The sequence below is a fragment of the Cryobacterium luteum genome (assembly GCF_900110125.1).
GTDB classification, from domain to species: Bacteria; Actinomycetota; Actinomycetes; order Actinomycetales; family Microbacteriaceae; genus Cryobacterium; species Cryobacterium luteum.
Window position 1 is genome coordinate 56498 of sequence record NZ_FOCN01000002.1, and the last position, 26202, is coordinate 82699.

The window sequence follows — 26202 nt, forward strand, 5'->3', positions numbered from 1 at the left end:
AACGTTACTGGATGGAATCCTCCCGCCGCCCGCGCCTCACCCCGGCCATCGCCGATATTCGTCGGGCCGTGCGCGCACTCCTGCCGGCCCAAGGGCTCGTGTTGGTGGGCCTGAGCGGTGGCGCTGATTCGCTCGCCCTCGCCGCCGCGACAGCCTTCGAAGCGGGGCGGGCGGGCATCCGTGCCGGAGCGGTGATCGTCGACCACAACCTGCAACCCGGTTCAGCGGATGTTGCGGCGCGGGCTGCACACACCGCCCGCCAGCTCGGCCTCGACCCGGTGCTCGTTCTGGGAGTGAGCGTCGTCGACGACGGAACCGGGCCGGAAGCTGCGGCACGAACGAGCCGCTACGCGGCGTTCGATGTCGCGCTCACACAGACCGGGGCGAGCGGGGTGCTGCTCGGCCATACCCTCGATGACCAAGCCGAAACCGTGCTGCTCGGCCTTGCTCGCGGCTCCGGACCGACCAGTTTGCGGGGGATGGCGGCGCGAACCGGGCTGATCCTGCGACCCTTGCTGGGCATCCGTCGCGCGGCAACCCGGCAATTCTGCGCCGACGCCGGCCTCGAACCCTGGAGCGACCCGCAGAATTTCGACCCGCGCTATTCCCGCGTGCGGGTACGGCAAACGGTACTGCCGATGCTCGAGAGTGAGCTCGGCCCCGGCGTCGGTCTGGCGCTCGCCCGCACCTCCGAAGCCCTGCGGGAGGATTCCGACGCGCTCGACGAGCTTGCGCGCACTGTGCTGCGCGCGCACTGGGCTGATCGGCGAATAGCGGCGGCCGTGCTCGCAGCGCACCCTGCCGCAATACGGCAGCGGGTGATTCGCTTCGCCGTCGAGGAAGTGTGCGGGGTGTGGCTGGATCGGGGGCAGGCCCTCGCCGTGGCGGCGCTCGTGACGAATTGGCATGGACAGGGGGCGCTCAGCCTGCCAGGCATTAGAGTTATACGGCAGGGTGGAAGTTTGATTTTTTCCGTTCCTGGACCCACCTGACACAAAGGACTGCTCTCTCCACATGGAACCTCGCGACATTGACGGCGACCTCACCGAGATCCTGATCAGCGAAGAGCAGATTCGAGCTCGCCTGGCCGAAATGTCCCGCCAGATCGAGGTCGACTACGCGGGTACCGATCTGTTGCTGGTCGGCGTGCTCAAGGGCGCGGTCATGGTCATGGCCGATCTGGCGCGCGAACTGCACCACCCGGTCACCATGGACTGGATGGCCGTCAGTTCCTACGGTTCCGGAACCCAGTCGAGCGGCGTTGTGCGCATTCTCAAGGACCTCGACACCGACCTGTCCGGCCGCAACGTGCTCATCGTGGAGGACATCATCGACTCCGGCCTGACCCTGTCGTGGCTGCTGGCGAACCTGAAAACGCGTGGTCCGGCATCCATTGAAATCTGCGCGCTGCTACGCAAGCCCGACGCCGCGCGCGTCGACATCGATGTGAAATATGTGGGCTTCAACATTCCGAACCAATTCGTGGTGGGCTACGGCCTCGACTACGACGAGAAGTACCGCAACCTGCGCTCGGTGGGCATTCTGGCCCCGCACGTCTACTCCACGGTCGCCGCAGCCGCTCTCTAGGCGTACCGCGACCCGCGCCTGAGTTCTCCTTTGGGCGAACACACGGCATTCCTTTGTAATCGAGCGCTAGCCTGAGGTCACCATGAACGTCAAGAAGCTACTCCGCGGCCCGATTCTCTATATTGTGCTCGCCGTCATCGCCGTTTGGGTGGGGTCAAGCCTCATTACCATGAGCGGATTTCGCGAGGTCAGCACGCAGGAGGGTCTCGGCTACCTGAAATCCGGCAATGTCGCCGAGGCCACTATCGTCGACGGCGAACAGCGGGTCGACCTCACGCTGACCAAGGCCAGCGGGGACCTCGGAACCCAGGTGCAGTTCTACTACGTCGCACCGCGCGGCGAGGAGATCATTACCGCCGTCACCGCCGCCAACCCGAAGGACGGCTTCACCGACGAGGTGCCACAGGCCAACTGGGTGCTGGGCGTGCTTAGTTTTCTGCTGCCCGTACTGCTGATCGGTGCCTTCTTCTGGCTCATGATCTCGATGCAGGGCGGCGGCAGCAAGGTCATGAAGTTCGGCAAGTCCAAAGCCAAACTGGTCTCCAAGGAAAGCCCGCAGGTCACCTTTGCCGACGTCGCCGGTGCCGACGAAGCCATCGAAGAGCTCGAAGAGATCAAGGACTTCCTCAAGGAGCCGGCTAAATTTCAGGCGGTCGGTGCCCGCATTCCCAAGGGCGTACTGCTGTACGGCCCGCCCGGAACCGGTAAAACCCTCCTCGCTCGCGCGGTCGCCGGCGAGGCCAACGTGCCGTTCTACGCCATCAGCGGCTCCGACTTCGTCGAGATGTTTGTCGGTGTCGGTGCCAGCCGAGTGCGAGACCTGTTCAGCCAGGCCAAGGAAAATGCTCCGGCCATCATCTTCATCGACGAGATCGATGCCGTCGGCCGTCACCGTGGTGCCGGCATGGGCGGCGGCCACGACGAACGTGAGCAGACCCTCAACCAGCTGCTGGTCGAGATGGACGGCTTCGACGTCAAGGCCAACGTCATCCTCATCGCCGCCACCAACCGCCCGGACATCCTCGACCCCGCCCTGCTCCGCCCTGGCCGGTTCGACCGGCAGATCGGCGTCGACGCACCCGACATGCTCGGTCGCAAACGCATCCTCGAGGTGCACTCCAAGGGCAAGCCGATGGCCGACGGTGTGGACCTCGAGGTGCTCGCGCGTAAGACGCCCGGCTTCACCGGTGCTGATCTGGCGAACGTGCTCAACGAGGCGGCGTTGCTGACCGCGCGGTCCAACGCCCAGCTCATCGACAACCGCGCCCTCGACGAGGCCGTCGACCGGGTCATGGCCGGACCGCAGCGCCGCACCCGCGTCATGCGTGACAAGGAAAAGCTCATCACCGCGTACCACGAGGGTGGCCACGCCCTGGTCGCCACCGCGATGAATTTCACCGACCCGGTGACCAAGATCACCATCCTGCCGCGCGGCCGCGCCCTCGGCTACACGATGGTCATGCCGCTCGAAGACCGCTACTCGGTCACCCGCAACGAACTGCTCGACCAGCTCGCCTACGCCATGGGCGGCCGCGTCGCTGAAGAGATCATCTTTCACGACCCGACCAGCGGCGCGTCCAACGACATCGAGAAAGCAACGGCGACTGCCCGCAAGATGGTCACCGAGTTCGGCATGAGCGCGGTCGTCGGCCCGCTCAAGCTGGGCCAGGGATCGGGCGAAGTCTTCCTCGGTCGTGACATGGGACACCAGCGCGACTACTCGGAGCGCGTCGCCGAAAGCGTCGACCGCGAGGTGCGCCAGCTGCTCGAAGACGCCCACGACGAGGCCTACGAGGTGCTGATCAAGAACCGTGCGATCCTCGACAGCCTCGCGGCGGCCCTGCTCGAGCACGAAACGCTCGACCAGACCGCCCTCGCCGAGATCTTCGCCAGCGTGGAGAAACTCCCGCCACGACCGCAATGGCTTTCAAGTGACAAGCGCCCCGTCTCGGACGTACCGCCGATCGCCATGCCGGCGCCGAAGGCTCCCATCGACGGTGCCGCCGTTGACGGTGGCATCTCCAGCGGTGACGCCGTCCCTGCCAAACCGAAGCGCGCGCCGGCCCGCAACCCCCGCCCCGCGACCGCCTAGGCGCCCGTGGCAGTGGATAGGGCGCGCATTCAGGCGGCCGTCGCCGAGATTCTCGCTGCGATCGGTGAGGACCCGACACGGGCCGGCCTGGAGAGCACCCCACGGCGGGTAGCGGATGCCTACGCCGAGTTCTTCGCCGGCCTCGACCAGAACCCACAAGACCACCTGAAGGACTTCGTTCCGGTCGACGGCAGTACCGGCGAGCTCGTGCTGCTGCGCGATATCGCCTTTCGTTCGGTCTGCGAACACCACCTGCTGCCGTTTCTCGGCATCGCCCACGTGGCCTACCTGCCCAGGGGCCGGGTCGTCGGCCTCGGCCGACTGCCCGCCGTCGTGGAGACCCTCGCCGCTCGGCCGCAGCTGCAGGAGCGACTCACCGAGGAGATCGCCGATGCCCTGCACGAAGGCCTCGACCCGCTCGGCGTGCTCGTCGTGCTCGACGCCGTGCACGGCTGCGTCGGCACCCGCGGACCGCGCCAGACCGCGAGCTCGACGGTGACCATGGCCACGCGTGGAGCGCTGACCGATCCGACGGCCCGCGCCGAGATCATCGCGCTGATTTCTGCCGGCGGATGACGCTCATCATGGGCGTGCTCAATGTCACCCCGGACTCCTTCAGTGACGGCGGCCGGTGGGCGTCAACGGATGCCGCCATCGAGCACGGTCTGCTGCTGCACGCCCAGGGTGCCGACCTCATCGACGTGGGCGGCGAGTCCACCCGGCCCGGAGCCGCCCGTGTTTCACCGGAACAAGAGCAGCGACGCATCATTCCGGTGGTCACCGAGCTCGCCCGGCAGGGCCTGCGGCTGAGCATCGACACCTTCAACTCTGCCACCGCCCGTGCCGCGGCGACGGCGGGCGCGAGCGTGATCAATGACGTGTCCGGTGGTCTCGCCGACCCCGGCATGGGGGCCGTTGCAGCGGAGACCGGCCTCACCTACGTGGCCATGCACTGGCGCGCACACGCGCAGCAGATGGACACCCTCGCCGACTACGGCGACGTTGTCACCGACGTCATCGCCGAACTGCGCACCCGCGTCGACGCGCTGACCCGCGCCGGAGTGGGCAGGGAACGGATCGTGCTCGACCCCGGACTCGGATTCTCGAAGAAGACCGAACACAACTGGCAGCTCCTGGCCCGGCTCGACGCCTTCGCTGAACTCGGCCTGCCGGTCATGGTCGGCGCTTCACGCAAACGCTTCCTCGCCGGGGTGCTGCCAAACGGTGCTGCTCTGCCTGACCGCGACCTGCCCACCGCCGTGGTCAGCGTGCTCGCCGCTCAGGCCGGCGCCTGGGCGGTGCGGGTGCACGACGTCGCGGCGACCCGCACCGCCCTGAACGTGCTGGCCAGCGTGCAGCGGTCGACGCCGCACCGTGCGCAGGGATTGCCGCACAGCGCTGTGCGTCCGTCACAATGGACCCATGACTGATTCGATCACCCTCACCGGCCTGCGGGTGAACGCCCACCACGGCGTCTACGACTTTGAGAAAGAAAACGGTCAGGACTTCGTCATCGACGTGACTGTCTGGCTGGATTTGCTGGCCGCAGCGGCCAGCGATGACGTGACCCAGACCATCCACTATGGCGAACTCGCCGAAGAGGTCACCGACGCGGCCCGGCACAACCCGGTCGACCTCATTGAAACCGTCGCCGAGCGCATCGCGGCCGTCGTGCTGGCGCACCCGCCGGCGTTGCGCGTGCAGGTCACGGTGCACAAACCGCAAGCTCCCATCTCGGTGCCGTTCACCGACGTGGCCGTGCAGATCACCCGGTCTCGGTCATGATCGGGAGCATCGAGCGAGTGGTCCTGGCCCTCGGCAGTAATCTCGGCGACCGGGCGGCCACGCTCACCCGGGCCGCGGCGGACATCAGCGAACTCCCCGGTGCCACCCGCGTTGCCGTCTCGCCCGTGTATGAATCTGCGGCCGTGAAACCGGGCGGCGTCGACGAGAGTGCGCCCCGATACTTCAACGCCGTGCTGACCATCGGCTATAGCGGCGACCCGTACGCCCTGCTCGACGCCGTCAATCTCATCGAGGCCCGGCACGGCCGGGTGCGCGCCGAACGGTGGGGGGACCGAACGCTTGACATCGACCTCATCGTGTTCGGCGAGCTGCGTATCGACGATGATCGCCTCATCCTGCCGCACCCGCGCGCGGCGGAACGTGACTTCGTATTGGCCCCGTGGCTCGACCTCGACGCGGCGGCCGTCATCCCCGGCCGTGGGCTGGTTCGGGATCTGCTCGCCGCCACCGGCATCACGGTGCGCCGGGTAGCGGATGCCTCAGCCGCTGAATCCGCGCCGGCACCGGGAGCCGGGCGGTGAAGCGTTCACACGCGACCGGACTGCTCGCCGCGGTGCTGATCGGTCTCGTGATCGGCTTTCTGCTCGAGATCGCCTTCGCGGCATCGGGCGCTCCGATCGTCGTTCCGCCGGTGACCCTGCCGTTGACGCTGATTTTGCTGGGCGCGGTCGTCGTGAGCCTGGCCTGGCAGGTGCGCCAGGGTACCCGTCGCAGGGCGCTGCGCCGCATCGACCCGTTCTGGGCCATGCGGGTGGCCGTGCTGTCGAAGGCCACGTCGTTGTCGGCGTCGCTGCTGCTGGGAGCCGCTCTGGGCCTCGTTCTGTACATTCTCACCCGTTCGGTGGTACCGGCAGTCCTATCGTTGTGGCTCGCGATCGGCACGGCGATCGGCGCAGCGCTCATGCTCACGGCCGGCCTTGTGGCCGAACACTTCTGTACCCTGCCGCCCGACGATGACACCAATGGCGATACCGATGACTCCGGAGGTACCCGTGCCTGACCTGCCCGACGTAAACCAGCCTGGTGCGCTGCCGCCCGTTCCACACGACGTGGCCGAATCGGCCGATAGGCCCGAACCGTCGGCGCGGCTCGAACTGCCCGAGACGGGCGACTGGATGCGCGTCTCCCCGAAGTATGTACTGGTCGAGATCGTCGGCACCATCGTGAACGCCGTTGTCGTGTGCGGCGGAGCGAGCCTGCTCTGGTTGTTGCTCGACCAGACCTGGGCCCTGTGGGTCGGCATAGCCGTGCTGGTCGCGTCGATCATCAATCTCGTGTTCGAGCCGCGTCGGGTGCGCTCCATCGGGTATCTGCTGCGGGGCGATGACCTGCTGTTTCGCCGCGGCATCCTCTTTCAACGTTTCGTCGCGGTGCCGTACGGGCGGATGCAGCTCATCGACATCACCCGTGGCCCGATCGCCCGGTGGCTCGGGCTGGCCGACCTCAAGTTCGTGACGGCCGCGGCCACCGCCGGGGTCTCGATTCCCGGGCTGGCCGAAGCCGACGCCGAGAGCCTGCGCGACCGGCTGGTGGAACTCGCGGAGAGCCGCCGGGCCGGCCTGTGAGCGAGCCAGCCGCTCCGATTCCGGCCCCCCTGGCGGCGCCGCGCACCGACCTCACCGACGGGGAATGGCACCGCCTGCACCCCGCGACGCCGGTTTTGCGGGGTGGCATTTTTATGGTGGCCATCATCGGCTTCATCATCGCCAACCTGCGCGAACGACTCGTCGACCTGTTCCTGGGTGAGGAGAACTATCGGGGCGATCCGATCGACGCGATCTACGAGCGCGGAGCCGCCGGTTGGGCCCTGCTGATCGTCGCCGGGGTGCTTCTGGTCATCATCGGGGTGTTCTACCTGTCCTGGCGCATGCACACCTTTCGGGTGACCGGAGAGATCGTCGAAGTGCGCAGCGGCGTGGTCTTTCGCAGCAACCGCAAGGCCCGTCTCGACCGGGTGCAGGGTGTCAATCTGGCCCGGCCGCTGATCGCCCGCCTGTTCGGTGCGGCCCGGCTGGAGATCACGGTCGCCGGACAAGACGGCAACGTACAGCTCGCCTATCTCGGCTCGAAACTAGCGGATGACCTGCGCCGCGACATCCTGCACCTTGCCTCCGGTCTGTGGCAGGCACGGCAGCCGGCCGACCTGCCCGGTGTGCCGGCGGCAGCCGCACCCACCCCGATCGTGCCGGCCACCGCGCCACCCGCGCACACGGCCCTCGGTGACTTCGCGACCGCGCGCTACAACGAATTTCGGGCTCCGGAGCTCGACCCCGATGCGGCCCCGCCCGAATCGGTCGTGCGCATTCCGCCGGGGCGCCTGATCGGATCGGTTGTGCTCAGCGGCTTCACCGTCTTTCTCCTTCTGGCCGGCGTCGGTCTCATCGTCAGCGTGGTCGCCGGGAGCAGCGGCTGGGTGCTCGTGGCGGTGCTGCCTGGGCTCCTCGGCAGTGTCGGTTACTACTTCTCCCGCATCACCAAGACGTTGCGGTTCAGCATCGCGGGCACCCCCGACGGTGTGCGGGTCGGCTTCGGTCTGCTGTCCACGAGCAGTCAGACCTTGCCGCCCGGCCGCATCCACGCCATCAAGGTGTCACAGCCCATTCTCTGGCGTCGGTTCGGCTGGTGGCAGGTCAGCATCAACACGGCGGGCCAGGCCGCCGGCCGCAGCAGCGCCCCCGCGACCAGCGCCAACATCCTGCCGGTCGGCACCCTTGCCGACGTCGAGAAGGTACTCCAACTGGCGCTGCCCGGCTTCGACACCGACACTCAACGCGCCCTGGTCGAGAACGGACTGCTCGGCGGTCACAAACGTGACGCCGCGCTCGCCGATTTCTACAGTAATGCCCCCGCCCGTGCCGCCTGGCTGCGCCCATTCTCGTGGTGGCGCACCGGCTGGGCAGTCTCGGATCAGGTCGCCGTGATTCGCCGCGGCGTGCTTTCCCGCGACCTCATTCTCGTGCCCCTCGCGCGAATGCAGGGCGTGCGCATCAGCCAGGGACCCGTGCGAAGGCGCCTACGCCTCGCGTCGGCAGACCTGCACACGGTTGCCGGGCCGGTCAGTGCCTCACTGCCCGTCATCGACGTCGATGAAGCACTGGTTCTCTTCGAGTGGATGTCCACGGGAGCCGTACGGTCGGCGCTCGCCGACACTACCCACCAGTGGAGCCGCGCGGGCAAACCCTCGCCAGCCCGGGAAGCAGCGGAATGAACGACAAGCCCGGACGCCTCGGCGTCGGCATCATCGGCGCCGGTCACGTCGGCCCCATTCTTGGAGCGGCCCTCGCGGGCGCTGGCCACGCGATCGTCGGCATCTCCGCGATCTCGCAGGCCAGCCGCGACCGCGCCGAAGCGATCCTGCCGCTCGTGCCCATCCTCACCGTGCCCGAGGTCGTCGAACGAAGCGAACTGGTCATCATCGCGGTGCCGGACGCCCACCTGGCGCGCCTCGTGCAGGGCCTCGCCGCGACGAACACCTGGCAGCCCGGCCAGATCGTGCTGCACACCTCGGCCCGCTTCGGCACCGCCGTGCTCGCGCCGGCGCAGGCGGCCGGCGCCATTCCGCTCGCCATTCACCCGGCGATGTCCTTCACCGGAACCAGCCTCGACCTGGCCCGTCTCGCCGACAGCTACTTCGCGGTGACCGCACCCGGCCCGGTGTTGCCGATCGGGCAGGCGCTCGCCGTGGAGATGGGCGGCGAACCGCTCATCATCGCCGAGGCCGACCGTGCCAGCTACGCCGAAGCGATCCAGATCGCCACCGCCTTCTCCACGTCGATCGTCGAGCAGGCCACGCGGCTGCTCGCCGGAATCGGTCTCGAACATCCAGGGGCTATTCTTGGTCCGCTGCTGCGCTCCGCGATGGAGAACGCCCTCGGGCGCACGAGCCCCGAACGACTCGACCTGGCGGGCTTCGATGAAATCGAGCAGCGGCAGCATCCGTTTGACGACGACAGGTCGCGCGAATGACTACGCCAGAAATGATCGGCTCCATCGCCGAGCTGCATGACCGTCTCGGCCAGGCGCGCGACCGCGCGGCACTGACCGGCGGTGACACGCGCATCGTGTTGGTGCCGACCATGGGGGCGCTGCACGCCGGCCACCTCGAGCTCGTGCGACGGGCGCACACCCTCGGCGACATCGTGGTGGTGTCGATCTTCGTCAACCCCCTGCAATTCGGCGCCGGCGAAGACCTCGACAGCTACCCGCGCACCCTCAAGGCTGACCTGGCCGCGCTCGAGGCCGAGAACGTGGCGTTCGTGTTCGCGCCGAGCGCCCGCGAGATGTATCCGGGCGGCACGAACGATACCCGGGTGACCGCCGGAACGGTCGGCTCACTCTATGAGGGAGCCGCGCGGCCCGGCCACTTCGACGGCATGCTCACCGTCGTGGCGAAACTGCTGGGCATCGTGACGCCGGATGCCGCGGTGTTCGGCCAAAAAGACGGCCAGCAGGCTTTTCTGGTGCAACGCATGGTCGCCGATCTCAATGTGCGCACCACCATCGAGGTTGTCGATACCGTGCGCGAACCCAGCGGACTGGCCCTGTCCAGCCGCAACCGGTACCTCGACGACGTGCAGCACACGGCAGCGCAGGCGCTGTTCGCCGGGCTCAACGCTGCCGTAGCGGAGGCGCAGGCCGGCCCTGGTGCAGCGCTCACCGCAGCGCGTGCGCGCATTGCCGCCCAGCCGCTGGTTAAACTGGACTATCTCGTGATCGTGCACCCGGAGACTTTCCTCTCGGTGCCCTACGACTATCGCGGGCCGGCGCGCATGCTCGTGGCCGCGCGGGTCGGCACCACCCGACTGATCGACAACGTGTCGATCCGTCTCGGGTGAGGCGTGGCATCCGCTTTATTGTGAACTGACAGCACCAACGGAGAACCAGATGAGCCAGAACACCCCGCCCACCTCGACCGATGACGCCGAGGGCTTCTCCGACGCGGAGATGAACGAGCAGAAGGCCGTACGCCTCGGCAAGCGTGACCGCCTGAATGCGACCGCCGCGAGCCCGGCCGGCGGCGCCTACCCGGTGTCAGTGCCCGTCACGCACACCATTCCGGCGGTGCGCGCCGAATTTGGCGACCTTCAAGCGGATGCCGTCACCGGCGTCACCGTGGGACTGGCCGGACGCATCGTGCACCTGCGCAACACCGGCAAGCTGTGCTTCGCGAGCCTGCAGTCGGGTGACGGCACCCGCATCCAGGCCATGGTCTCGCTCGCCGCCGTCGGCGACGAGTCCCTCGCCGCCTGGAAGGACCTCGTCGACCTCGGCGACCACCTGTTCGTCACCGGCGAGGTCATCTCCAGCCGTCGCGGCGAGCTGTCGATCATGGTCACCGACTGGCAGGTCGCCGCGAAGGCGCTGCTGCCGCTGCCCAACCTGCACTCCGAGCTCAGCGAGGAGACCCGGGTACGCAGCCGCTACCTCGACCTGATCAGCCGCGAGCAGGCCCGCACCAACGTGCTGTCCCGTTCCAGGGCCGTCGCGAGCCTGCGCAAAACGTTCACAGACCTCGAGTTCATCGAAATTGAGACGCCGATGCTGCAAACGATGCACGGCGGGGCATCCGCTCGACCGTTTCAGACCCACAGCAACGCCTTCGACACGGAACTTTTTCTGCGGATCGCACCCGAGCTGTTCCTGAAGCGGGCCGTGGTGGGCGGCATCGATCGGGTCTATGAGATCAATCGCAACTTTCGCAACGAGGGCGCCGACTCCACCCACTCGCCCGAGTTCGCGATGCTCGAAGCCTACGAGGCGTATGGCGACTACAACTCCATTGCCGACCTCACCCAGAAGCTGATTCAGGATGCCGCGTTCGCGATCGCCGGATCGCACGTGGTGACCTGGGCCGACGGCACCCTGTTCGACCTCGGCGGCGACTGGGACCGCATCGGCATGTACGACAGCCTCTCGGCGGCCGCCGGCATCGTGATCACCCCGGAGACGCCACTGGCCGACCTGGTCGCCCTCGCAGCCCGCGAGGGGATCGAGATCGACCACCCCATTCACGGCAAGTACGTCGAAGAGCTGTGGGAGCACTTCGTGAAGGGTTCGCTCGTGCGACCGACTTTTGTGATGGACTTTCCCATCGATACGAGCCCGTTGGTGCGCGGGCACCGCTCGGTGGCCGGCGTGGTCGAGAAGTGGGATCTCTACGTGCGCGGCTTCGAACTGGCCACCGGCTACTCCGAACTCGTCGACCCGGTCGTGCAGCGTGAACGCTTCATCGAGCAGGCGAGCCTGGCCGCCGGGGGAGACCCGGAGGCCATGCGTCTTGACGAAGAATTTCTGCGCGCCCTCGAATACGGCATGCCGCCGACTGGCGGCATGGGCATGGGCATCGACCGCATGCTGATGGCGCTGACCGGACTTGGTATTCGCGAAACGATCCTTTTTCCTCTGGTGAAGTGATGAGTTATCTGCCCGATGACGAGCTGCGGCCCGACCAGGGGGGCCGTAAGCCGCCGTCGATGAACCGCATCGCCCTCTGGGTGATCGTCGGCGGCGTCGGGCTGTACTACCTGGGCAGCGGCCTGATCGGCCTGCTGAGCAAGTAGCGGCGCTCCCAGTCTTTACGCGTAGGCTGGGTCCGTGATTGAGAACTTCTGGGGTAACGCGCTCTTTTCGATTGTGCCCACCATTGCGCTCGGCCTCATGTTCTGGCTGATGATGCGCTCGATCCTGCGCGCTGACCGCACCGAACGCAAGGTGTACGCCCAAATCGAAGCCGAAGAACGCGCCCGGCTCGGTCTCGACAAACCGGTCACCTAAGTACCAATGTTCGGCATCGACGGCCTGACCATCACCGTTCTGCTGGCCCTGATCGTCGACTTCTCGGTTCGCGTCATTGCCATCATCGTGGTGCCCCGCAATCGGCGGCCCATGTCGGGCATGGCCTGGCTGCTGACCATTTTCTTCATTCCCTACCTCGGCGTGCTGCTGTTTCTGTTGATCGGCTTCCGTACGCTGCCGAAGAAGCGTCGCCTGATGCAGGATGAAATCAACAAGTTTATCCTCGACAGCACCGAGGGCATGGAACTGGTGCGACGCGACCACCCGTGGCCGGGCTGGCTCGAATCCGTCGTTGAACTCAATCGCAACCTGGGTGCCATGCCGCTGGTCGGCGACAACACGGCGAGCCTGATCGGCGAATACCAGGTGGCGTTCGACACCATGATCGCCGACATCGACCAGGCTCAGAAATACGTGCACGTCGAGTTCTACATCCTCTCGCTCGATCACACCACCGCCCCCTTCTTTGACGCCCTCGAGAATGCGCACAGACGCGGTGTCAGCGTACGGGTGCTGATGGACCACATTCAGTCCATGCGCAAGCCCGGCTTTCACCAGACCAAGAAACGGCTCACGGATGCCGGCATCGCGTGGCAGCTGATGCTGCCGGTGCAGCCGTTCAAGGGCAAATGGCAACGACCCGACCTGCGCAATCATCGCAAGCTGCTCATCGTCGACGGCATGGTCGGCTTCATGGGGTCACAGAACATCATCGACCGCTCCTACAACATGAAGAGCAACATTCGTCGCGGCCTGCAGTGGAAAGATTTCATGACCCGGCTGGAAGGCCCGATTGTGTCGGGCCTCAACGCGATCTTCATCACCGACTGGTACAGCGAAACCAATGAACTACTCACCCGCGACATCGAGCCGGTTCATCCGCGGCCAGTGACGGATGCCCTCGACTGCCAGGTGGTGCCGAGCGGGCCGGGGTTCAAGGGGGAAAACAACCTGCGGCTGTTCCTCGCACTGCTCTATTACGCGCAGGATCGCATCATCATCACGAGCCCCTACTTCGTGCCGGACGAATCGATCATGTACGCCATCACGACCGCTGTGCAGCGGGGGCTGCACGTGGAACTGTTCGTGTCCGAAATCGGCGATCAGGCCGTGGTCTACCACGCGCAGCGCTCGTATTATGAGGAACTCCTAACGGCCGGCGTACACATCTACATGTACAAAGCGCCCTACATTCTGCACGCGAAGCACTTCACGATCGACGACGAGGTGGCTGTCGTCGGCTCGAGCAATATGGACCAGCGTTCGTTCAGCCTCAACATGGAGGTGTCGCTCATGGTGCACGGCCGGTCGTTCGTGCGCAACCTGCGGGCCATGGAAGACGAGAACCGGCTCAATAGTCGCGAACTGACCCTGGAGGAATGGCGCAAGCAGCCGCTGCGCTCCACCATCCTCGACAACCTCGCCCGGCTCACCTCCGCGGTGCAGTAGGTGCGCGAAACGGATGCGGCGCGGCCGGGCCGCGCGCAGCATCCGTCACGCTGCTCCTGCTAAAACAAAGGCGTGACGCAGGCTGCACGCAGCCTGCGTCACGCCTACGGCGAACAAACACCCGCGAGGCGTTCAGGCTGGTTACTCTCGATGTAACGGCACCAACTGCCCTGGCGCCAAGGGAGCGATCATATGTTTGAGAGATTTACCGACCGAGCTCGTCGCGTCGTCGTTTTGGCCCAGGAAGAGGCCAAGATGCTCAACCACAACTACATCGGGACCGAGCACATTCTGCTCGGACTGATTCACGAGGGTGAAGGCGTCGCCGCGAAGGCTCTGGAGAGCCTCGGCATCTCGCTCGACGCCGTGCGCGAGCAGGTTCAGGACATCATCGGCCAGGGGCAGCAGCAGCCCACCGGCCACATTCCCTTCACGCCGCGTGCAAAGAAGGTCCTCGAGTTGAGCCTGCGCGAAGCGCTGCAGCTCGGCCATAACTACATCGGTACCGAACACATTCTGCTCGGCCTCATCCGCGAGGGCGAGGGCGTCGCCGCCCAGGTTCTCGTGAAGCTCGGCGCCGACCTCAACCGTGTGCGCCAGCAGGTCATTCAGCTCCTCTCCGGTTACCAGGGCAAGGAGCAGGTGGCGGTCGGCGCCAACGAGCAGGCAGCCAACACGGCTGGCAGCCAGGTGCTCGACCAGTTCGGTCGTAACCTCACCCAGATGGCCCGCGACAATAAACTCGATCCGGTGATCGGGCGCGAGAAAGAAATCGAGCGGGTCATGCAGATCCTCTCGCGTCGCACCAAGAACAACCCGGTGCTGATCGGTGAGCCCGGCGTCGGCAAGACCGCCGTCGTGGAGGGCCTGGCCCAGGCCATCGTCAAGGGCGATGTGCCCGAGACGCTGAAAGACAAGCAGCTCTACTCGCTCGACCTCGGCTCGCTCATCGCCGGTAGCCGCTACCGCGGTGACTTCGAAGAGCGCCTGAAGAAGGTCACCAAGGAGATCCGCACCCGCGGCGACATCATCGTCTTTATCGACGAGATCCACACCCTGGTGGGTGCCGGAGCCGCCGAGGGCGCGATCGACGCCGCATCCATTCTGAAGCCGCTGCTCGCCCGCGGTGAGCTGCAGACCATCGGTGCGACCACCCTCGACGAGTACCGCAAGCACTTCGAGAAGGATGCCGCGCTCGAGCGCCGCTTCCAGCCGATCCAGGTGAACGAGCCGTCGCTGCCGCACACCATCAACATCCTCAAGGGTCTGCGCGACCGTTACGAAGCGCACCACAAGGTGTCGATCACCGACGGTGCCCTCGTGGCCGCGGCGAACCTCGCCGACCGGTACGTCTCCGACCGGTTCCTGCCCGATAAGGCCATCGACCTGATCGATGAGGCCGGCGCCCGCCTGCGCCTGTCGATCCTCTCGAGCCCGCCCGAGCTGCGCGAATTCGACGAGAAAATCGCCGTGGTGCGTGCCGCCAAGGAACTCGCCATCGAAGAACAGGACTTCGAGAAAGCCGCCGGCCTGCGTGACGAGGAGAAGAACCTCCTCGGCGAGCGCCTGCGCCTCGAGAAGAAGTGGAAGTCGGGCGACGTCAAGACCACCGCGGTCGTCGACGAGGGCCTGATTGCTGAAGTCCTCGCCCAGGCCACCGGCATCCCGGTGTTCAAGCTCACCGAGGAAGAGTCCTCGCGGCTCGTCTTCATGGAGAAGGCACTGCACCAGCGCGTCATCGGCCAGGAAGAGGCCATCTCGGCACTCGCCAAGACCATCCGTCGCACCCGTGCCGGCCTGAAGGACCCGAAGCGTCCCTCCGGTTCGTTCGTCTTCGCCGGTCCCACCGGCGTCGGCAAGACGGAGCTGGCCAAGGCGCTCGCCGAGTTCCTGTTCGACGACGAAGCTGCAATGATCTCGCTTGACATGAGTGAGTACGGCGAGAAGCACACCGTATCGCGCCTGTTCGGTGCGCCTCCCGGATTCGTCGGCTTCGAAGAGGGCGGCCAGCTCACCGAGAAGGTACGGCGCAAGCCGTTCTCCGTGGTGCTGTTCGATGAGATCGAGAAGGCCCACCCCGATATCTTCAACTCCCTGCTCCAGATTCTGGAAGAGGGCCGGTTGACGGATGGTCAGGGTCGCGTCGTCGACTTCAAGAACACCGTCATCATCATGACCACCAACCTCGGCACCAAGGACATCTCGGGTGGACCGGTCGGCTTCCAGCTGGAAGGCGACAGCACCACCGGGTACGAGCGCATGGCCGGCAAGGTGAAGGACGAGCTGAAGAAGCACTTCAAGCCCGAGTTCCTCAACCGCGTGGACGAGATCATCGTGTTCCCGCAGCTGACCAAGCCCGAGTTGCTGCAGATCGTCGACCTCTTCATCAAGCGTCTCGGTGTGCGCCTGCTCGACCGGGACATGACCGTCGAGGTCACCCTTCCGGCGAAGGAACACCTGATCGAGGTCGGATTCGACCCGACGCTCGGTGCTCGCCCGCTGCGCCGCGCCATCCAGCGCGAGGTGGAAGACCGCCTGTCGGAGAAGATCCTGCAGGGCGAGCTGAACGCCGGTGACCACGTGCACGTGGATTACATCGACGGTGCCTACGTCTTCACCACCACGACCCGAGTTGACCCGGTCGGCGTCGGAGTGAACACGGCTGCTGCTATCGGAACCGGACCGGCAACTCCCGACCTGGCGATCACGAGCGACTAGCAGTTCTCCAGGGCCCGGCAGATTCGTCTGCCGGGCCTTTTTCTGTGCCCAAAGGCGGCGTTGGGTGCGCATGACTCCTGCAGATTCTGACGAGTCCAGGCAAGTTACGCGTCGTTCCGGGGGGTGTTCGATCGGGGTGACCCGAATTGCAGGAGTTATAGGCGGGGGGAGAGGTCGGGAGAGCCGGCATCCGCTCTGGCTGGGTCGAAAATGTGGGGCGAATTCAGGAGGAACGGGGCGGGCGGGGGTCTGCGGCTGCGGAATCACGCGGACCGATCCCTAGACTGGTGGTTTGATCCTGAATTATGCGCGAAAGGGGCCGATTGGCGTGACTGAACTGCAGCAGACCGCACCGGAACAACCCGAACTGGAATATTCGGTGCGCCGCGCGCGCACGAGCGACGTGCCCGGCATTCAAGCGCTCGTCGAGCCGCTCGTGCAGCAGCGCATTCTGCTCGGCAAAGACCGCGTGGTGTTCTACGAGGCGGTGCAGGAATTTCGGGTGGCCGTTGACGCATCCGGCACGCTGATCGGCTGCGGCGCCCTGCACGTCATGTGGGAAGACCTCGGCGAGGTTCGCACTCTCGCCGTCGACGCCGAGTGGCTCGGCCGCGGCGTCGGCTACACCATGATGCAACGCCTCGAAGCGGATGCCCGCGACCTCGGCCTCAGTCGACTGTTCTGCCTCACCTTCGAGGTGGGGTTCTTCACGCGGAACGGGTTCAGTGATATGGGGACCGAAACCGTCGATCCGGCCATCTACGCGGAGCTCGTGCGGTCACCCGATGAGGGTGTCGCCGAATTCCTCGACCTGGCCCGCGTCAAGCCGAACACACTCGGCAACACCCGCATGGTGAAGCGCCTGAGCTGACCGATTTGGAGCGGATCGGCCGAATCACTGCTTCGAGGCGTGCTCATATGAGCAAAATAGACGGAGTTTACCCCCCGGACATGGGCCGTCGCTAAGCTGCGAACTATTGCACCTGCCACAGGTGGGCCGGGGGAATTTTCGACAGCACGACTCCCCGGGGTAATGAGACACGCATCGTTCTATGAATGAGGAGATCCATGTCATCCGCTGTTCGCCGCCGCTCCCAGCTTGTTTTCGCCACACTTCTCGGGGTGAGCCTTGCGGCCGCTCCGCTGATTGCCGTACCGGCCAGCGCCAACATCGCCGGCACCGGAGTCGTCATCAACGAGGCCTACCTCCATGGTGGAAGCTCCGGCGCGACCTACCTGAACAAGTTCGTCGAGCTCCACAACCCGACCGACGCTGAGGTGACGCTCGACGGCACCTCCATTCAGTACCGCTCCTCGGGGGGCACCGCCAACCCGACCGGGGTCGTCGCCCTGACCGGCACGATCGCTCCTGGCGGGTACTACCTCGTGCAGGGCAGTTCGAATGCGGCAAACGGCGCTGCGCTGCCGACACCGGATGCCTCGTTCGGCACCTCCTTCGCCGCCGGTTCCGGAACGATCTTCTTCGCCAACCAGTCCACGGCGCTCACCGCTCCCGCCACCGGCTCGCTTACCGGGCGAGCCGAGATTCTCGACCTCATCGGCTACGGGAGTTCGAACACCTTTGAGGGAACAGCCGCCGCCCCGGCATCCGTCACCAGCTCGGTCAATCGCACCGGCTCGCTCGACACCGATGTGAACGCGGCCGACTTCAGCACCGCCGCCCCGACGCCCACGAACACAGCAGGGGATACCGGCGCCCCGATTGAGCCTGAGCCCGACCCCGACCCGACCCCGGTGCCCGATGACCTGACCGCGATCAACGCGATCCAGGGCACGAGCGACATCAGCCCCCTCGCCGGAACCGTCGTCAAGACCTCCGGTATCGTCACGGCCGCCTACCCGACCGGCGGTTTCGAGGGGTTCTACCTGCAGACCGCCGCAACCGGCGGCGATCTGGACTTCGCCAGCCACACCGCCTCCCACGGTGTCTTCGCCTACTCGAGCACGGCGACCGCCGACGTGCAGATCGGTGACCACGTGCAGGTCGTCGGCACCGTCGTGGAATTCTTCGGCATGACCGAGGTCGCCTTCGGAACCGCCGCCGACGTCACTCAGCTCTCCGCCGCCGACGTGGTCGCCCCGACTCCGGTCGCGGTGGCGCTGCCGACCAGCAGAGACCAGCGCGAAACCCTCGAGGGTATGCTGCTGGCTCCGCAGGGCGACTTCACCGTCACCAACAATTACACGACCAACCAGTACGCCGAGATCGGCCTTGCCGCCGGAACGACGCCGTTGGTGAACCCGAGCGTCACCGCCCTGCCCGGCTCCGCCGAATACCAGACTGCTCTCGCCGACAACGCCGGCCGCGCGGTCACCCTCGATGACGGGGCCACGACCAACTACCTCGCCGCCGCCAACCAGGGCAGCCCGGTACCGTACCTGTCGACTACCGCACCGGTGCGGATCGGTGCCGCGGTGTCGTTCTCGTCACCTGTCGTCTTCGACTTTCGCAACGACGCCTGGAAGTTCCAGCCGACCACGGCACTGGTCGCGAGCAACGCAGCGACGGTGCAGCCGGCGACGTTCGCCGACACCCGCACGAGCGCACCGGAGAACGTGGGTGGAAACATCCGTTTGGCAAGTTTCAACGTTCTGAACTACTTCTCCACCACCGGTGACTCGCTTGATGGCTGCCGCTATTACTCTGACCGCGCCGGGGTACCGACCACGGTGAGCAGCGGATGCGACGCCCGCGGCGCCGCCACCCAGCTCAGTTTCGAACGCCAGCAGGCCAAGATCGTCTCGGCGATCAACGCCCTCGATGCCGACGTCGTGTCGCTCGAAGAGATTGAAAATTCCGCCGCATTCGGCAAAGACCGCGATGACGCCCTCGCCAACCTGACTGCCGCGCTCAACGCAGCGGCGGGCAGTGACGTGTGGGCCTTCGTGGCCTCTCCCGCGGCGCTTCCGGCCAGTGAAGATGTCATTCGCACCGCGTTCATCTACAAGCCGACCGCCGTGGAAACAGTGGGCGAATCGGTGATTCTCACCGAATCAGTCGCGTTCAACGGTCGCGCGCGCGAGCCGCTCGCGCAGGCGTTCCAACTCGTCGGCGACGACGCCAGCAGCTTTCTGGTCATCGTGAACCACTTTAAGTCCAAAGGCTCCGGCACCGGGGACGACGCCGACCAGGGAGACGGACAGGGCGCCTCCAACCCCACCCGCGTCGAGCAGGCCACAGCTCTCGTGGCCTTCGCCGATCAGGTCAAGGCCGACTCCGGAATCGACCGGGTCTTTCTCACCGGTGATTTCAACGCTTACGACCTCGAGGATCCGATCCAGGTGTTGCTCGAGGCCGGCTACATCAACCAGGGCAGCAAGAGTGGCGAGTACACCTACGCTTTCGGCGGCACGGTCGGCTCTCTCGACCACGTCTTCGCTTCGCCCGAAGCGGATGCCACGGTGAACGCCGTCGACGTGTGGAACATCAACTCGGTGGAATCGGTGGCCCTCGAGTACAGCCGGTACAACAACAATGTGACCGACTTCTACGTCGCCGACGCCTACCGTTCCTCTGACCACGACCCGGTCGTGCTGGGTCTGAACCTCGCGGCGCCGACCGCGATCGAACTCAACCTGCTCAACATCAACGATTTCCACGGGCGCATCGACGCGAACACCGTCAAGTTCGCCGCCACCGTTGAGCAACTTCGAGCCGAGTACGGTGACGCGAATTCGCTGTTCCTCTCGGACGGCGACAATATCGGCGCCTCATTGTTCGCTTCAGCGTCGCAGAATGACCAACCCACCATTGAGGTGCTCAACGCCCTCGACCTGGCAGCATCGGGTGTGGGCAACCATGAATTCGACCAGGGCTTCAGCGACCTCGAGAGCCGGGTGGCCGACGCGGCCGATTTTGACTACCTGGGAGCGAATGTCTATCAGGCCGGCACCGAGACCCCGGCGATGCAGGAATACGCCCTGCTCGACGTGGCGGGAATCACCGTGGGGGTGATCGGCGCGGTCACCGAAGAGACCCCCGCGCTCGTCTCGCCCAACGGAATCGCGACCCTGAGCTTCGGCGACCCGGTCGCGGCCGTCAACCGCGTGGCCGCCCAGCTCAGCGACGGTGACCCGACCAACGGCGAAGCGGATGTGCTCATCGCCGAATACCACGAGGGTGCCGGCGCGGGAATCCCCGATGGAGCAACCCTCGAGCAGGAACTTGCTGCCGGCGGAGCTTTCGCGAACATCGTGAATGACACCGCGGCCGCAGTCGACGCTATCTTCACCGGGCACACGCACAAGCAGTACGCATGGAATGCACAGGTTCCCGGCGCGGCCGACGGTGTGACCCGACCCGTGCTGCAGACCGGCAACTACGGGGAGAACGTCGGCCAGGTCGTGCTGAGCTACGACGTGGCCTCCGGTGACACCACCACGGTGACCAACCGCAACGTGGCCCGCTCCACCGCAGCCGATGCCGACCTTGTGGCCGCCTACCCGCGAGTCGCCGAGGTTCAGGCCATCACCAACGCTGCGCTGGCCGAGGCCGCGATCCAGGGCAACGTGCCGGTGGGGTCGGTCATCGCTGACATCACCCGGGCCTGCCTCGGCGGAGTCGCCCCGTGCGCTGAAGATCGCATGGCTCCCTCGACCATGGGCGCCCTCGTCGCGAACTCCCTGCGCGCCTCCCTGGCCGACCCCACCATCGGCGGTGCCGAGATCGGCATCGTCAACCCGGGAGGGATGCGCGCCGACCTGTCGCACGCTCCCGACGGCGTCGTGACCTACGCCGAAGCGAACGCGGTGCTCCCGTTCCTGAACAACCTGTGGACGACGAGCCTGACCGGCGCGCAGTTCAAGACGGTGCTCGAACAGCAGTGGCAGACCAACGCCGACGGCACCATTCCGAGCCGTCCGTTCCTGCAGCTCGGCCTCAGCGACAACGTGAATTACACGTTCGATGCGAGTCGTGCTGCGGGGGACCGCGTGACCGGCATCTGGATCGACGGCGCCCCGATCGACCCGGCCCAGGCCTACCGCATCGGTTCGTTCAACTTTCTGCTCACCGGAGGTGACAACTTTCGTGAGTTCAAGAATGGAACGGACACCCGCGACTCCGGTCTCGTCGACCGCGACGCCTGGATCTCCTACATCGAGGCGAACAGCCCGCTGACGCCGTCGTTCGCAGCCAACCAGGCCTCGATCACCGGGGCTCCTACAGCCGCAGTCGATCCGGGTGACACCGTCACCCTCACGGTCGGCAGCCTCAACCTCACCTCACTCGGCGCGCCAAAAAACACGCAACTCGCGCTCCGCTGGTCGGGGACCGACGTGGGGACGGCATCCGTTGATTCGACGGGTACGGCTGCCGTCACCGTGACGGTGCCAGCCGACGCGGCGGAGAACAGCATTCTCGAGATGACCGCGGTTGAATCGGGCACGGTCGTGCGCGTCGCCGTCACGGTAGCCGTGAGCGCCGAGCCGGGCAATGCGCCCACGGCAGCCCCTTCGAAAGAGCTCACCCAGAAGCTTCGTAATGCGATCGACACGGACGAAAACTCATATCGGGCCGGTGACGCCGCGGTGGTCGAGGTCGGGGTAAAGCGCGCCGGGGAGTACGTGTCGGTGTGGGCTTACTCCAAGAAGAAGGCTGCCAACCTCGGCGGCTGGTTGCTCGTGAGCGCCGAGGGCACCGTGACGGTCACGCTCCCGGACAATCTCACACACGGCAAGTACAGCGTGTCCGTGCAGAACGTCGACGGTGATGTGATCGGCTGGACGGACGTCAAGGTCGACAAGGCCAAGAAGGCGCCGAAGCCAGGGCGCGGCTAGGCTGCAGTTCAGCTCACCGGCCCGCTCGCAGCTTCCCGGCCGCGGGCGGGCCCCCGCCATTTTCGACAGCAATTGCTGCCGACACGCACACCATTACCGGCTTCGGGCACCGAACTTCAATAACCTTGGGGCATGTCGACGATCAAGCAACCGGTCGGCCGCCAGTCCAGCAAGGTGTACCGGCGCCGGCGTTTCGTAGTGGGGCTCGGCCTGCTTGCCGTGCTCGTCATCCTCTTTCTCATCATCGTGCAACCGGGAGCCAGTAAGGGCGACGCAAACGCCCCGAAGACTCCGGCCGCCGACTCCGCCGAGTCCGCCGCACCGACGGATGCCGCCACCACGATTCCCGAGACGGCCACCGCCGTCGACGGTGCCGCCTGCGATCCGTCCGCGGTGCAGGTTGCGGCCATCACCGACGCCACGAGTTACGCGGCCGACGCGCTGCCGCAGCTGTCGCTGAGCCTGACCAACATCGGAACGACCGACTGTGTGATCAACGCGGGTAACGCCCGGCAGGTGTTCACCGTGATGAGCGGGTCGGACGTCTATTGGACCTCGACTGACTGCCAGACCAACCCCATTGACGCCCAGGTGACCCTCAAACCCGGGGTCGTGATGCCGCTCGCGACACCGATCACGTGGGATCGCACTCGCTCAGCCGTTGACACCTGTGAAGCCGAATCACGCACTGCGGTTCCGGCCGGCGGAGCGTCGTATTACCTTCACGTGACGGTGGACGGCATCGAAGCGGCCGACCCTGCCCTGATGATTCTGAACTAGGGGCCTGGCTGTCGCGCGGATCGGGGGCTGATTCAGGAAATCTGGTCGCCGCCGGCGTCGATCCGGCGGACGAGTCTGGCAGATGCTGCGCCAGGCGGCGAATCTCCTGAATCAGCCACCGGGGTGGCGGGTCACACCCGCCGGGCGAGCCGTGCCGCGGCATCCGTTCGCTCGTGGCATGCGCTGCCGGCTGGGTCTCAAGCCGCATGGCCTGATTGAATGTAGGGGTGACTGATACGACTGCCAACACCCGTTCCGAGGCTCTGGCCTCCGCCCTGGCGGCGCAGGACGTGGTCGCCGTCGCCTATGCGCTGCGCAACGACTACATGATCGTGCCGCAGCTCGTCGTGAACGGCGAGGCGGCGCAGGTGCGCGTGTTCGGCCGTGAAGGCTCCGACAAGCGGATGCTGCTGCTCTTCTCTGCGGCGGAGAACTATGTGCGTGTGGTGCCCGACGACATTAACCCGCAGGTCATGGTCTGCGACGGCCAGTGGCTGCGGGAATTTATCACGGTGCACGCCTCGACGCTGGAGATGGTCTTTTTCGACATCGCCGGACCGAATGTGATGCAAGCCGCTCCGGCCGACCTGCTGAAGGCATTGAGCCCGGAACTCGGCCAGGGCGACGCTGAATAACGGCCCGCGCCTATCCCGCATGGTGAGCGCGCGACTCTGTCGTGCGCGTCGCACCTGTTGCGGCTGACCGACCCTCAGTGGCGCTGTCGTAGTTCAGTGGCGGTGTCTTATTTGAAAGCCCGATCGAGTTCGGTGTCGCGCGGAGAGCGGCTGGTGCCGAGGGCCAGTGCGACTGCCGCGTGGATGGACCCGCAGGCGGCGTCGATCTGGGTGGTGAACCCCAGCCGCACGGCTTCGTTCACGCGTTGCTTCGACATGAGCGCTCCTCGCACCTCGCCGGCCAGGCTGATCTCGCCGAACGCTACAACGTTGTGGGCTACGGCGAGCCCGGTGAAGGCGGACGCGATAGCCAGCGCAATGGCCAGATCGGCCGCCGGTTCGGTGAGACGGATACCGCCGACCGTCGACACGTAGACATCTTTGGTGGAGAGTTTCATGCCTCCGCGCTCCTGCAGCACCGCGAGCAGCATGGCCACCCGGGCGGCGTCGACGCCGCTCGTGACGCGGCGCGGATTCGGGGCCTGGGTATCGGTGACGAGCGCCTGAACCTCGACGGGCATCGCTCGGCGGCCCTCCAAAGCAACCGTGACGCACGTGCCGTCGACCGGCTCGGTGGCACGGCTGAGGAACAGCCCGCTCGGGTCGGGCACTTCGGCGATGCCGTCACCGGTCATCTCGAAGCAGCCGACCTCGTCGGTGGGCCCGAACCGGTTCTTGAGCGCCCGAATGAATCGTAGCGAGGTCTGACGGTCGCCCTCGAACTGGCAGACCACGTCGACCAGGTGTTCGAGCACCCGAGGCCCCGCTATCGAGCCGTCTTTGGTGACGTGACCGACGAGCAACACCGGCAGGTTGCGGTCTTTGGCCACCCGAATGAGAGTGGATGCCACCTCCCGTACCTGGCTGGGCATGCCCGGTGAGCCGTCGGAGAGTGCACTCGACACGGTCTGCACCGAGTCGATGATGATGAGATCGGGCTTGACGGCGTCGATCTGCCCCAGGATCACCCCGAGATCGGTCTCGGCGGCGATATAGAGCTCGGGTTCGAGCGCGTTGGTGCGTTCGGCGCGCAATCGCACCTGGCTTACCGACTCTTCGGCACTCACGTAGAGCACGCGGCTCTTGGCCGCGGCCGCCTTGGAGGCCACTTCGAGCAGAAGTGTGGACTTGCCGACGCCGGGCTCACCGCTGAGCAAAACGACCGAGCCGGGCACGATGCCGCCGCCGAGCACCCGGTCGAATTCGTTGATGCCGGTCGGCCAGTGGGTGGCGGCATCCGTTTCAACGTGGGTGATGGGTCGCGCGATGCCGTCACCGACGAGGGTGATGGCTTTGAGCTTGCGGGTAATGCCAGCGGTCTGGCCGGCATCGACGACGGTGCCCCACTGCTGGCATTCGCCGCAGCGGCCAGCCCATTTGAGGGTGGTCCAGCCGCACTCGGAGCAGCGGAAAGAGGAGACGGATTTTGTCATGATTCGAGCCTAGCCGGGGCCACCGACAGGCAGTCGTGCACGGCGGCGGCGACTCGAGTCGGTGTCTAGCTGACCGCCGAGAACCGGCGTGCGACCTCGGCGCTCACCGCTGGCAGAAATGCTTCAGCCCAGGACCGATAGCCGCGGTCGTTGGGGTGGAACAGATCCCTGGCCACGTGGGTGAGGATGCTGCGAAATCCTGCCCGCTTGGTCGTCGCGTGCAGCGGAACCACGGTCAGGTCGTGCTCGGCAGCGACGCGGCGAATGATCTCATTGGCCACCGCCACCTTGACCTCGTTGTGCGGCAGGTGAAAGCAGGGGAGGTCGGCGACAAGGGCGTGCGGCGGCACCCGAGCGAACACGGAGCGCATGCCCGCTTCGAACGTGATGGGGTTCCACTCGGCGATGTCATTGGCGCCGATGGCGACCGTGACGAGGTCGGGCTCAAGCTTGGCGAAGCGAGGAAGTTGATCGCGCACGGCCAAAGCCACGGTTGCACCCGACACGCTCAGGTTCACGACGCGTACCGTCTGCCCGGTTGCCAGACGCACGTGTTCGGCAAGGACGCCGACGTAGCTCTTGTCCGGGGTGGAAGCGCCGATGCCCTGCGCTGCGCTGTCGCCGATCGCGACGTAGAGCAGCTCGCCCGGTTGCTTGGCATGGGCGCGCCACCAGGCCGAGTGCACCGGCAGGGTCTCGTTGAGAATAGCCTTCTGCTGTTCCAAGTCGCGCCGCCACCAGGTTGTGCCCAGGGCGATGGCGGCCGCGATCAGGGCGGCTCCGGTGGCGATGGTCGAGCGGATGCGTGGGGTTGGTGAGGTCACCCGCTGAGGCTACTCCGCGGCATCCGTGTGTCTGCTGCATGTTCGCCGATTCGCGTCGGACCCCAGTCTCTACTAGGATCGACGGCGGTACCGTGTCCGAGCGGCCGAAGGTGCGACTCTCGAAAAGTCGTGTGGGGGAGACTCCACCGTGGGTTCAAATCCCACCGGTACCGCCATTTTTATCCCTGATCAGAGGAATTTTGCACGCTGCGGCGTGCTCTTTGCCCACAATTTGCCCACATCAT

At 66.0% G+C, this 26202-nt stretch carries 23 protein-coding genes and 1 tRNA gene; 22 read left to right on the forward strand and 2 right to left on the reverse strand.

The window, feature by feature from the left end; genetic code table 11:
- The first annotated feature begins 11 nt into the window (after positions 1 to 11).
- The 21 genes from tilS to BMW72_RS02575 all read left to right on the forward strand — a co-directional run bounded on the left by tilS (position 12) and on the right by BMW72_RS02575 (position 23661).
- Complete coding sequence (gene tilS / locus BMW72_RS02480) at positions 12 to 992, forward strand: tRNA lysidine(34) synthetase TilS (protein ID WP_092106948.1); 981 nt, start codon at positions 12 to 14, stop codon at positions 990 to 992.
- Positions 993 to 1014: 22 nt separating this feature from the next.
- Complete coding sequence (hpt, locus tag BMW72_RS02485; RefSeq protein WP_092106950.1) at positions 1015 to 1587, forward strand: hypoxanthine phosphoribosyltransferase; 573 nt, start codon at positions 1015 to 1017, stop codon at positions 1585 to 1587.
- A gap of 82 nt (positions 1588 to 1669) precedes the next feature.
- Positions 1670 to 3679 (forward strand): ATP-dependent zinc metalloprotease FtsH, encoded by a 2010-nt coding sequence (ftsH, locus tag BMW72_RS02490; RefSeq protein ID WP_092106952.1) that lies wholly within the window; start codon positions 1670 to 1672, stop codon positions 3677 to 3679.
- A gap of 6 nt (positions 3680 to 3685) precedes the next feature.
- Positions 3686 to 4255, forward strand: coding sequence for a GTP cyclohydrolase I FolE (folE, locus tag BMW72_RS02495; RefSeq protein ID WP_092106954.1), 570 nt, complete (start codon positions 3686 to 3688; stop codon positions 4253 to 4255).
- The gene (folP, locus tag BMW72_RS02500; protein ID WP_092106956.1) at positions 4252 to 5109 is read left to right on the forward strand and encodes a dihydropteroate synthase; all 858 of its coding nucleotides are present in this window, start codon (positions 4252 to 4254) and stop codon (positions 5107 to 5109) included. Before folE ends, folP begins: the two co-directional genes overlap by 4 nt.
- Positions 5102 to 5464 carry a dihydroneopterin aldolase gene (gene folB / locus BMW72_RS02505; RefSeq protein WP_092106958.1) on the forward strand — a complete coding sequence of 121 codons (363 nt, stop codon included), beginning with the start codon at positions 5102 to 5104 and terminating at the stop codon, positions 5462 to 5464. Before folP ends, folB begins: the two co-directional genes overlap by 8 nt.
- Positions 5461 to 6006, forward strand: a complete 546-nt coding sequence (gene folK / locus BMW72_RS02510) for a 2-amino-4-hydroxy-6-hydroxymethyldihydropteridine diphosphokinase (RefSeq protein WP_092106960.1) — start codon at positions 5461 to 5463, stop codon at positions 6004 to 6006. The genes folB and folK overlap by 4 nt, the downstream gene beginning before the upstream one ends.
- Positions 6003 to 6485, forward strand: coding sequence for a DUF3180 domain-containing protein (locus tag BMW72_RS02515; RefSeq protein WP_166787734.1), 483 nt, complete (start codon positions 6003 to 6005; stop codon positions 6483 to 6485). Before folK ends, BMW72_RS02515 begins: the two co-directional genes overlap by 4 nt.
- Positions 6460 to 7050, forward strand: a complete 591-nt coding sequence (locus BMW72_RS02520; protein ID WP_092106964.1) for a PH domain-containing protein — start codon at positions 6460 to 6462, stop codon at positions 7048 to 7050. Before BMW72_RS02515 ends, BMW72_RS02520 begins: the two co-directional genes overlap by 26 nt.
- A complete protein-coding gene (locus tag BMW72_RS02525) occupies positions 7047 to 8693 on the forward strand; it encodes a PH domain-containing protein (RefSeq protein ID WP_092106966.1) in 1647 nt (548 codons plus the stop codon). The genes BMW72_RS02520 and BMW72_RS02525 overlap by 4 nt, the downstream gene beginning before the upstream one ends.
- The gene (locus BMW72_RS02530) at positions 8690 to 9451 is read left to right on the forward strand and encodes a Rossmann-like and DUF2520 domain-containing protein (protein WP_092107572.1); all 762 of its coding nucleotides are present in this window, start codon (positions 8690 to 8692) and stop codon (positions 9449 to 9451) included. Before BMW72_RS02525 ends, BMW72_RS02530 begins: the two co-directional genes overlap by 4 nt.
- A complete protein-coding gene (gene panC, locus BMW72_RS02535; RefSeq protein ID WP_092106968.1) occupies positions 9448 to 10320 on the forward strand; it encodes a pantoate--beta-alanine ligase in 873 nt (290 codons plus the stop codon). Before BMW72_RS02530 ends, panC begins: the two co-directional genes overlap by 4 nt.
- Before the next feature lie 109 nt (positions 10321 to 10429).
- Complete coding sequence (gene lysS, locus BMW72_RS02540; RefSeq protein ID WP_370448726.1) at positions 10430 to 11899, forward strand: lysine--tRNA ligase; 1470 nt, start codon at positions 10430 to 10432, stop codon at positions 11897 to 11899.
- On the forward strand, positions 11899 to 12045 hold the full coding sequence (locus BMW72_RS18615; protein WP_166787735.1) for a hypothetical protein: 147 nt from the start codon (positions 11899 to 11901) through the stop codon (positions 12043 to 12045). Before lysS ends, BMW72_RS18615 begins: the two co-directional genes overlap by 1 nt.
- 34 nt (positions 12046 to 12079) lie before the next feature.
- Positions 12080 to 12259: a hypothetical protein gene (locus BMW72_RS02545; protein ID WP_092106972.1), complete on the forward strand. Its 180-nt coding sequence runs from the start codon at positions 12080 to 12082 to the stop codon at positions 12257 to 12259.
- Between the two features lie 6 nt (positions 12260 to 12265).
- Positions 12266 to 13729 (forward strand): cardiolipin synthase, encoded by a 1464-nt coding sequence (cls, locus tag BMW72_RS02550; RefSeq protein WP_092106974.1) that lies wholly within the window; start codon positions 12266 to 12268, stop codon positions 13727 to 13729.
- A gap of 192 nt (positions 13730 to 13921) precedes the next feature.
- Positions 13922 to 16447 (forward strand): ATP-dependent Clp protease ATP-binding subunit, encoded by a 2526-nt coding sequence (locus BMW72_RS02555; RefSeq protein WP_092106976.1) that lies wholly within the window; start codon positions 13922 to 13924, stop codon positions 16445 to 16447.
- A 328-nt stretch (positions 16448 to 16775) separates the two neighbouring features.
- Positions 16776 to 17318, forward strand: coding sequence for an amino-acid N-acetyltransferase (locus BMW72_RS02560; RefSeq protein ID WP_241983919.1), 543 nt, complete (start codon positions 16776 to 16778; stop codon positions 17316 to 17318).
- Between the two features lie 197 nt (positions 17319 to 17515).
- Complete coding sequence (locus BMW72_RS02565) at positions 17516 to 22246, forward strand: ExeM/NucH family extracellular endonuclease (RefSeq protein WP_092106978.1); 4731 nt, start codon at positions 17516 to 17518, stop codon at positions 22244 to 22246.
- A 132-nt stretch (positions 22247 to 22378) separates the two neighbouring features.
- On the forward strand, positions 22379 to 23026 hold the full coding sequence (locus BMW72_RS02570; protein WP_092106980.1) for a hypothetical protein: 648 nt from the start codon (positions 22379 to 22381) through the stop codon (positions 23024 to 23026).
- Between the two features lie 227 nt (positions 23027 to 23253).
- Positions 23254 to 23661: a dehydrogenase gene (locus BMW72_RS02575; protein WP_198416334.1), complete on the forward strand. Its 408-nt coding sequence runs from the start codon at positions 23254 to 23256 to the stop codon at positions 23659 to 23661.
- Positions 23662 to 23768: 107 nt separating this feature from the next.
- Here BMW72_RS02575 and radA read toward each other — a convergent pair whose 3' ends face one another.
- Complete coding sequence (gene radA, locus BMW72_RS02580; protein ID WP_092106984.1) at positions 23769 to 25133, reverse strand: DNA repair protein RadA; 1365 nt, start codon at positions 25131 to 25133, stop codon at positions 23769 to 23771.
- A 65-nt stretch (positions 25134 to 25198) separates the two neighbouring features.
- Positions 25199 to 25957: an SGNH/GDSL hydrolase family protein gene (locus BMW72_RS02585; RefSeq protein WP_241983920.1), complete on the reverse strand. Its 759-nt coding sequence runs from the start codon at positions 25955 to 25957 to the stop codon at positions 25199 to 25201.
- 86 nt (positions 25958 to 26043) lie between these two features.
- Here BMW72_RS02585 and BMW72_RS02590 point away from each other — a divergent pair.
- Positions 26044 to 26133: transfer RNA gene (locus BMW72_RS02590), tRNA-Ser, on the forward strand.
- The last annotated feature ends 69 nt before the right edge of the window (positions 26134 to 26202 follow it).

Coding starts and splice junctions, on each gene's coding strand:
- lysS (WP_370448726.1), top strand. CDS start 10,430: ATGAACGAGCAGAAGGCCGTACGCCTCGGCAAGCGTGACCGCCTGAAT.
- folB (WP_092106958.1), top strand. CDS start 5,102: ATGACTGATTCGATCACCCTCACCGGCCTGCGGGTGAACGCCCACCAC.
- BMW72_RS02530 (WP_092107572.1), top strand. CDS start 8,690: ATGAACGACAAGCCCGGACGCCTCGGCGTCGGCATCATCGGCGCCGGT.
- BMW72_RS02520 (WP_092106964.1), top strand. CDS start 6,460: ATGACTCCGGAGGTACCCGTGCCTGACCTGCCCGACGTAAACCAGCCT.
- BMW72_RS02570 (WP_092106980.1), top strand. CDS start 22,379: ATGTCGACGATCAAGCAACCGGTCGGCCGCCAGTCCAGCAAGGTGTAC.
- ftsH (WP_092106952.1), top strand. CDS start 1,670: ATGAACGTCAAGAAGCTACTCCGCGGCCCGATTCTCTATATTGTGCTC.
- BMW72_RS18615 (WP_166787735.1), top strand. CDS start 11,899: ATGAGTTATCTGCCCGATGACGAGCTGCGGCCCGACCAGGGGGGCCGT.
- BMW72_RS02555 (WP_092106976.1), top strand. CDS start 13,922: ATGTTTGAGAGATTTACCGACCGAGCTCGTCGCGTCGTCGTTTTGGCC.
- folK (WP_092106960.1), top strand. CDS start 5,461: ATGATCGGGAGCATCGAGCGAGTGGTCCTGGCCCTCGGCAGTAATCTC.
- folP (WP_092106956.1), top strand. CDS start 4,252: ATGACGCTCATCATGGGCGTGCTCAATGTCACCCCGGACTCCTTCAGT.
- panC (WP_092106968.1), top strand. CDS start 9,448: ATGACTACGCCAGAAATGATCGGCTCCATCGCCGAGCTGCATGACCGT.
- radA (WP_092106984.1), bottom strand. CDS start 25,133: ATGACAAAATCCGTCTCCTCTTTCCGCTGCTCCGAGTGCGGCTGGACC.
- tilS (WP_092106948.1), top strand. CDS start 12: ATGGAATCCTCCCGCCGCCCGCGCCTCACCCCGGCCATCGCCGATATT.
- BMW72_RS02565 (WP_092106978.1), top strand. CDS start 17,516: ATGTCATCCGCTGTTCGCCGCCGCTCCCAGCTTGTTTTCGCCACACTT.
- cls (WP_092106974.1), top strand. CDS start 12,266: ATGTTCGGCATCGACGGCCTGACCATCACCGTTCTGCTGGCCCTGATC.
- hpt (WP_092106950.1), top strand. CDS start 1,015: ATGGAACCTCGCGACATTGACGGCGACCTCACCGAGATCCTGATCAGC.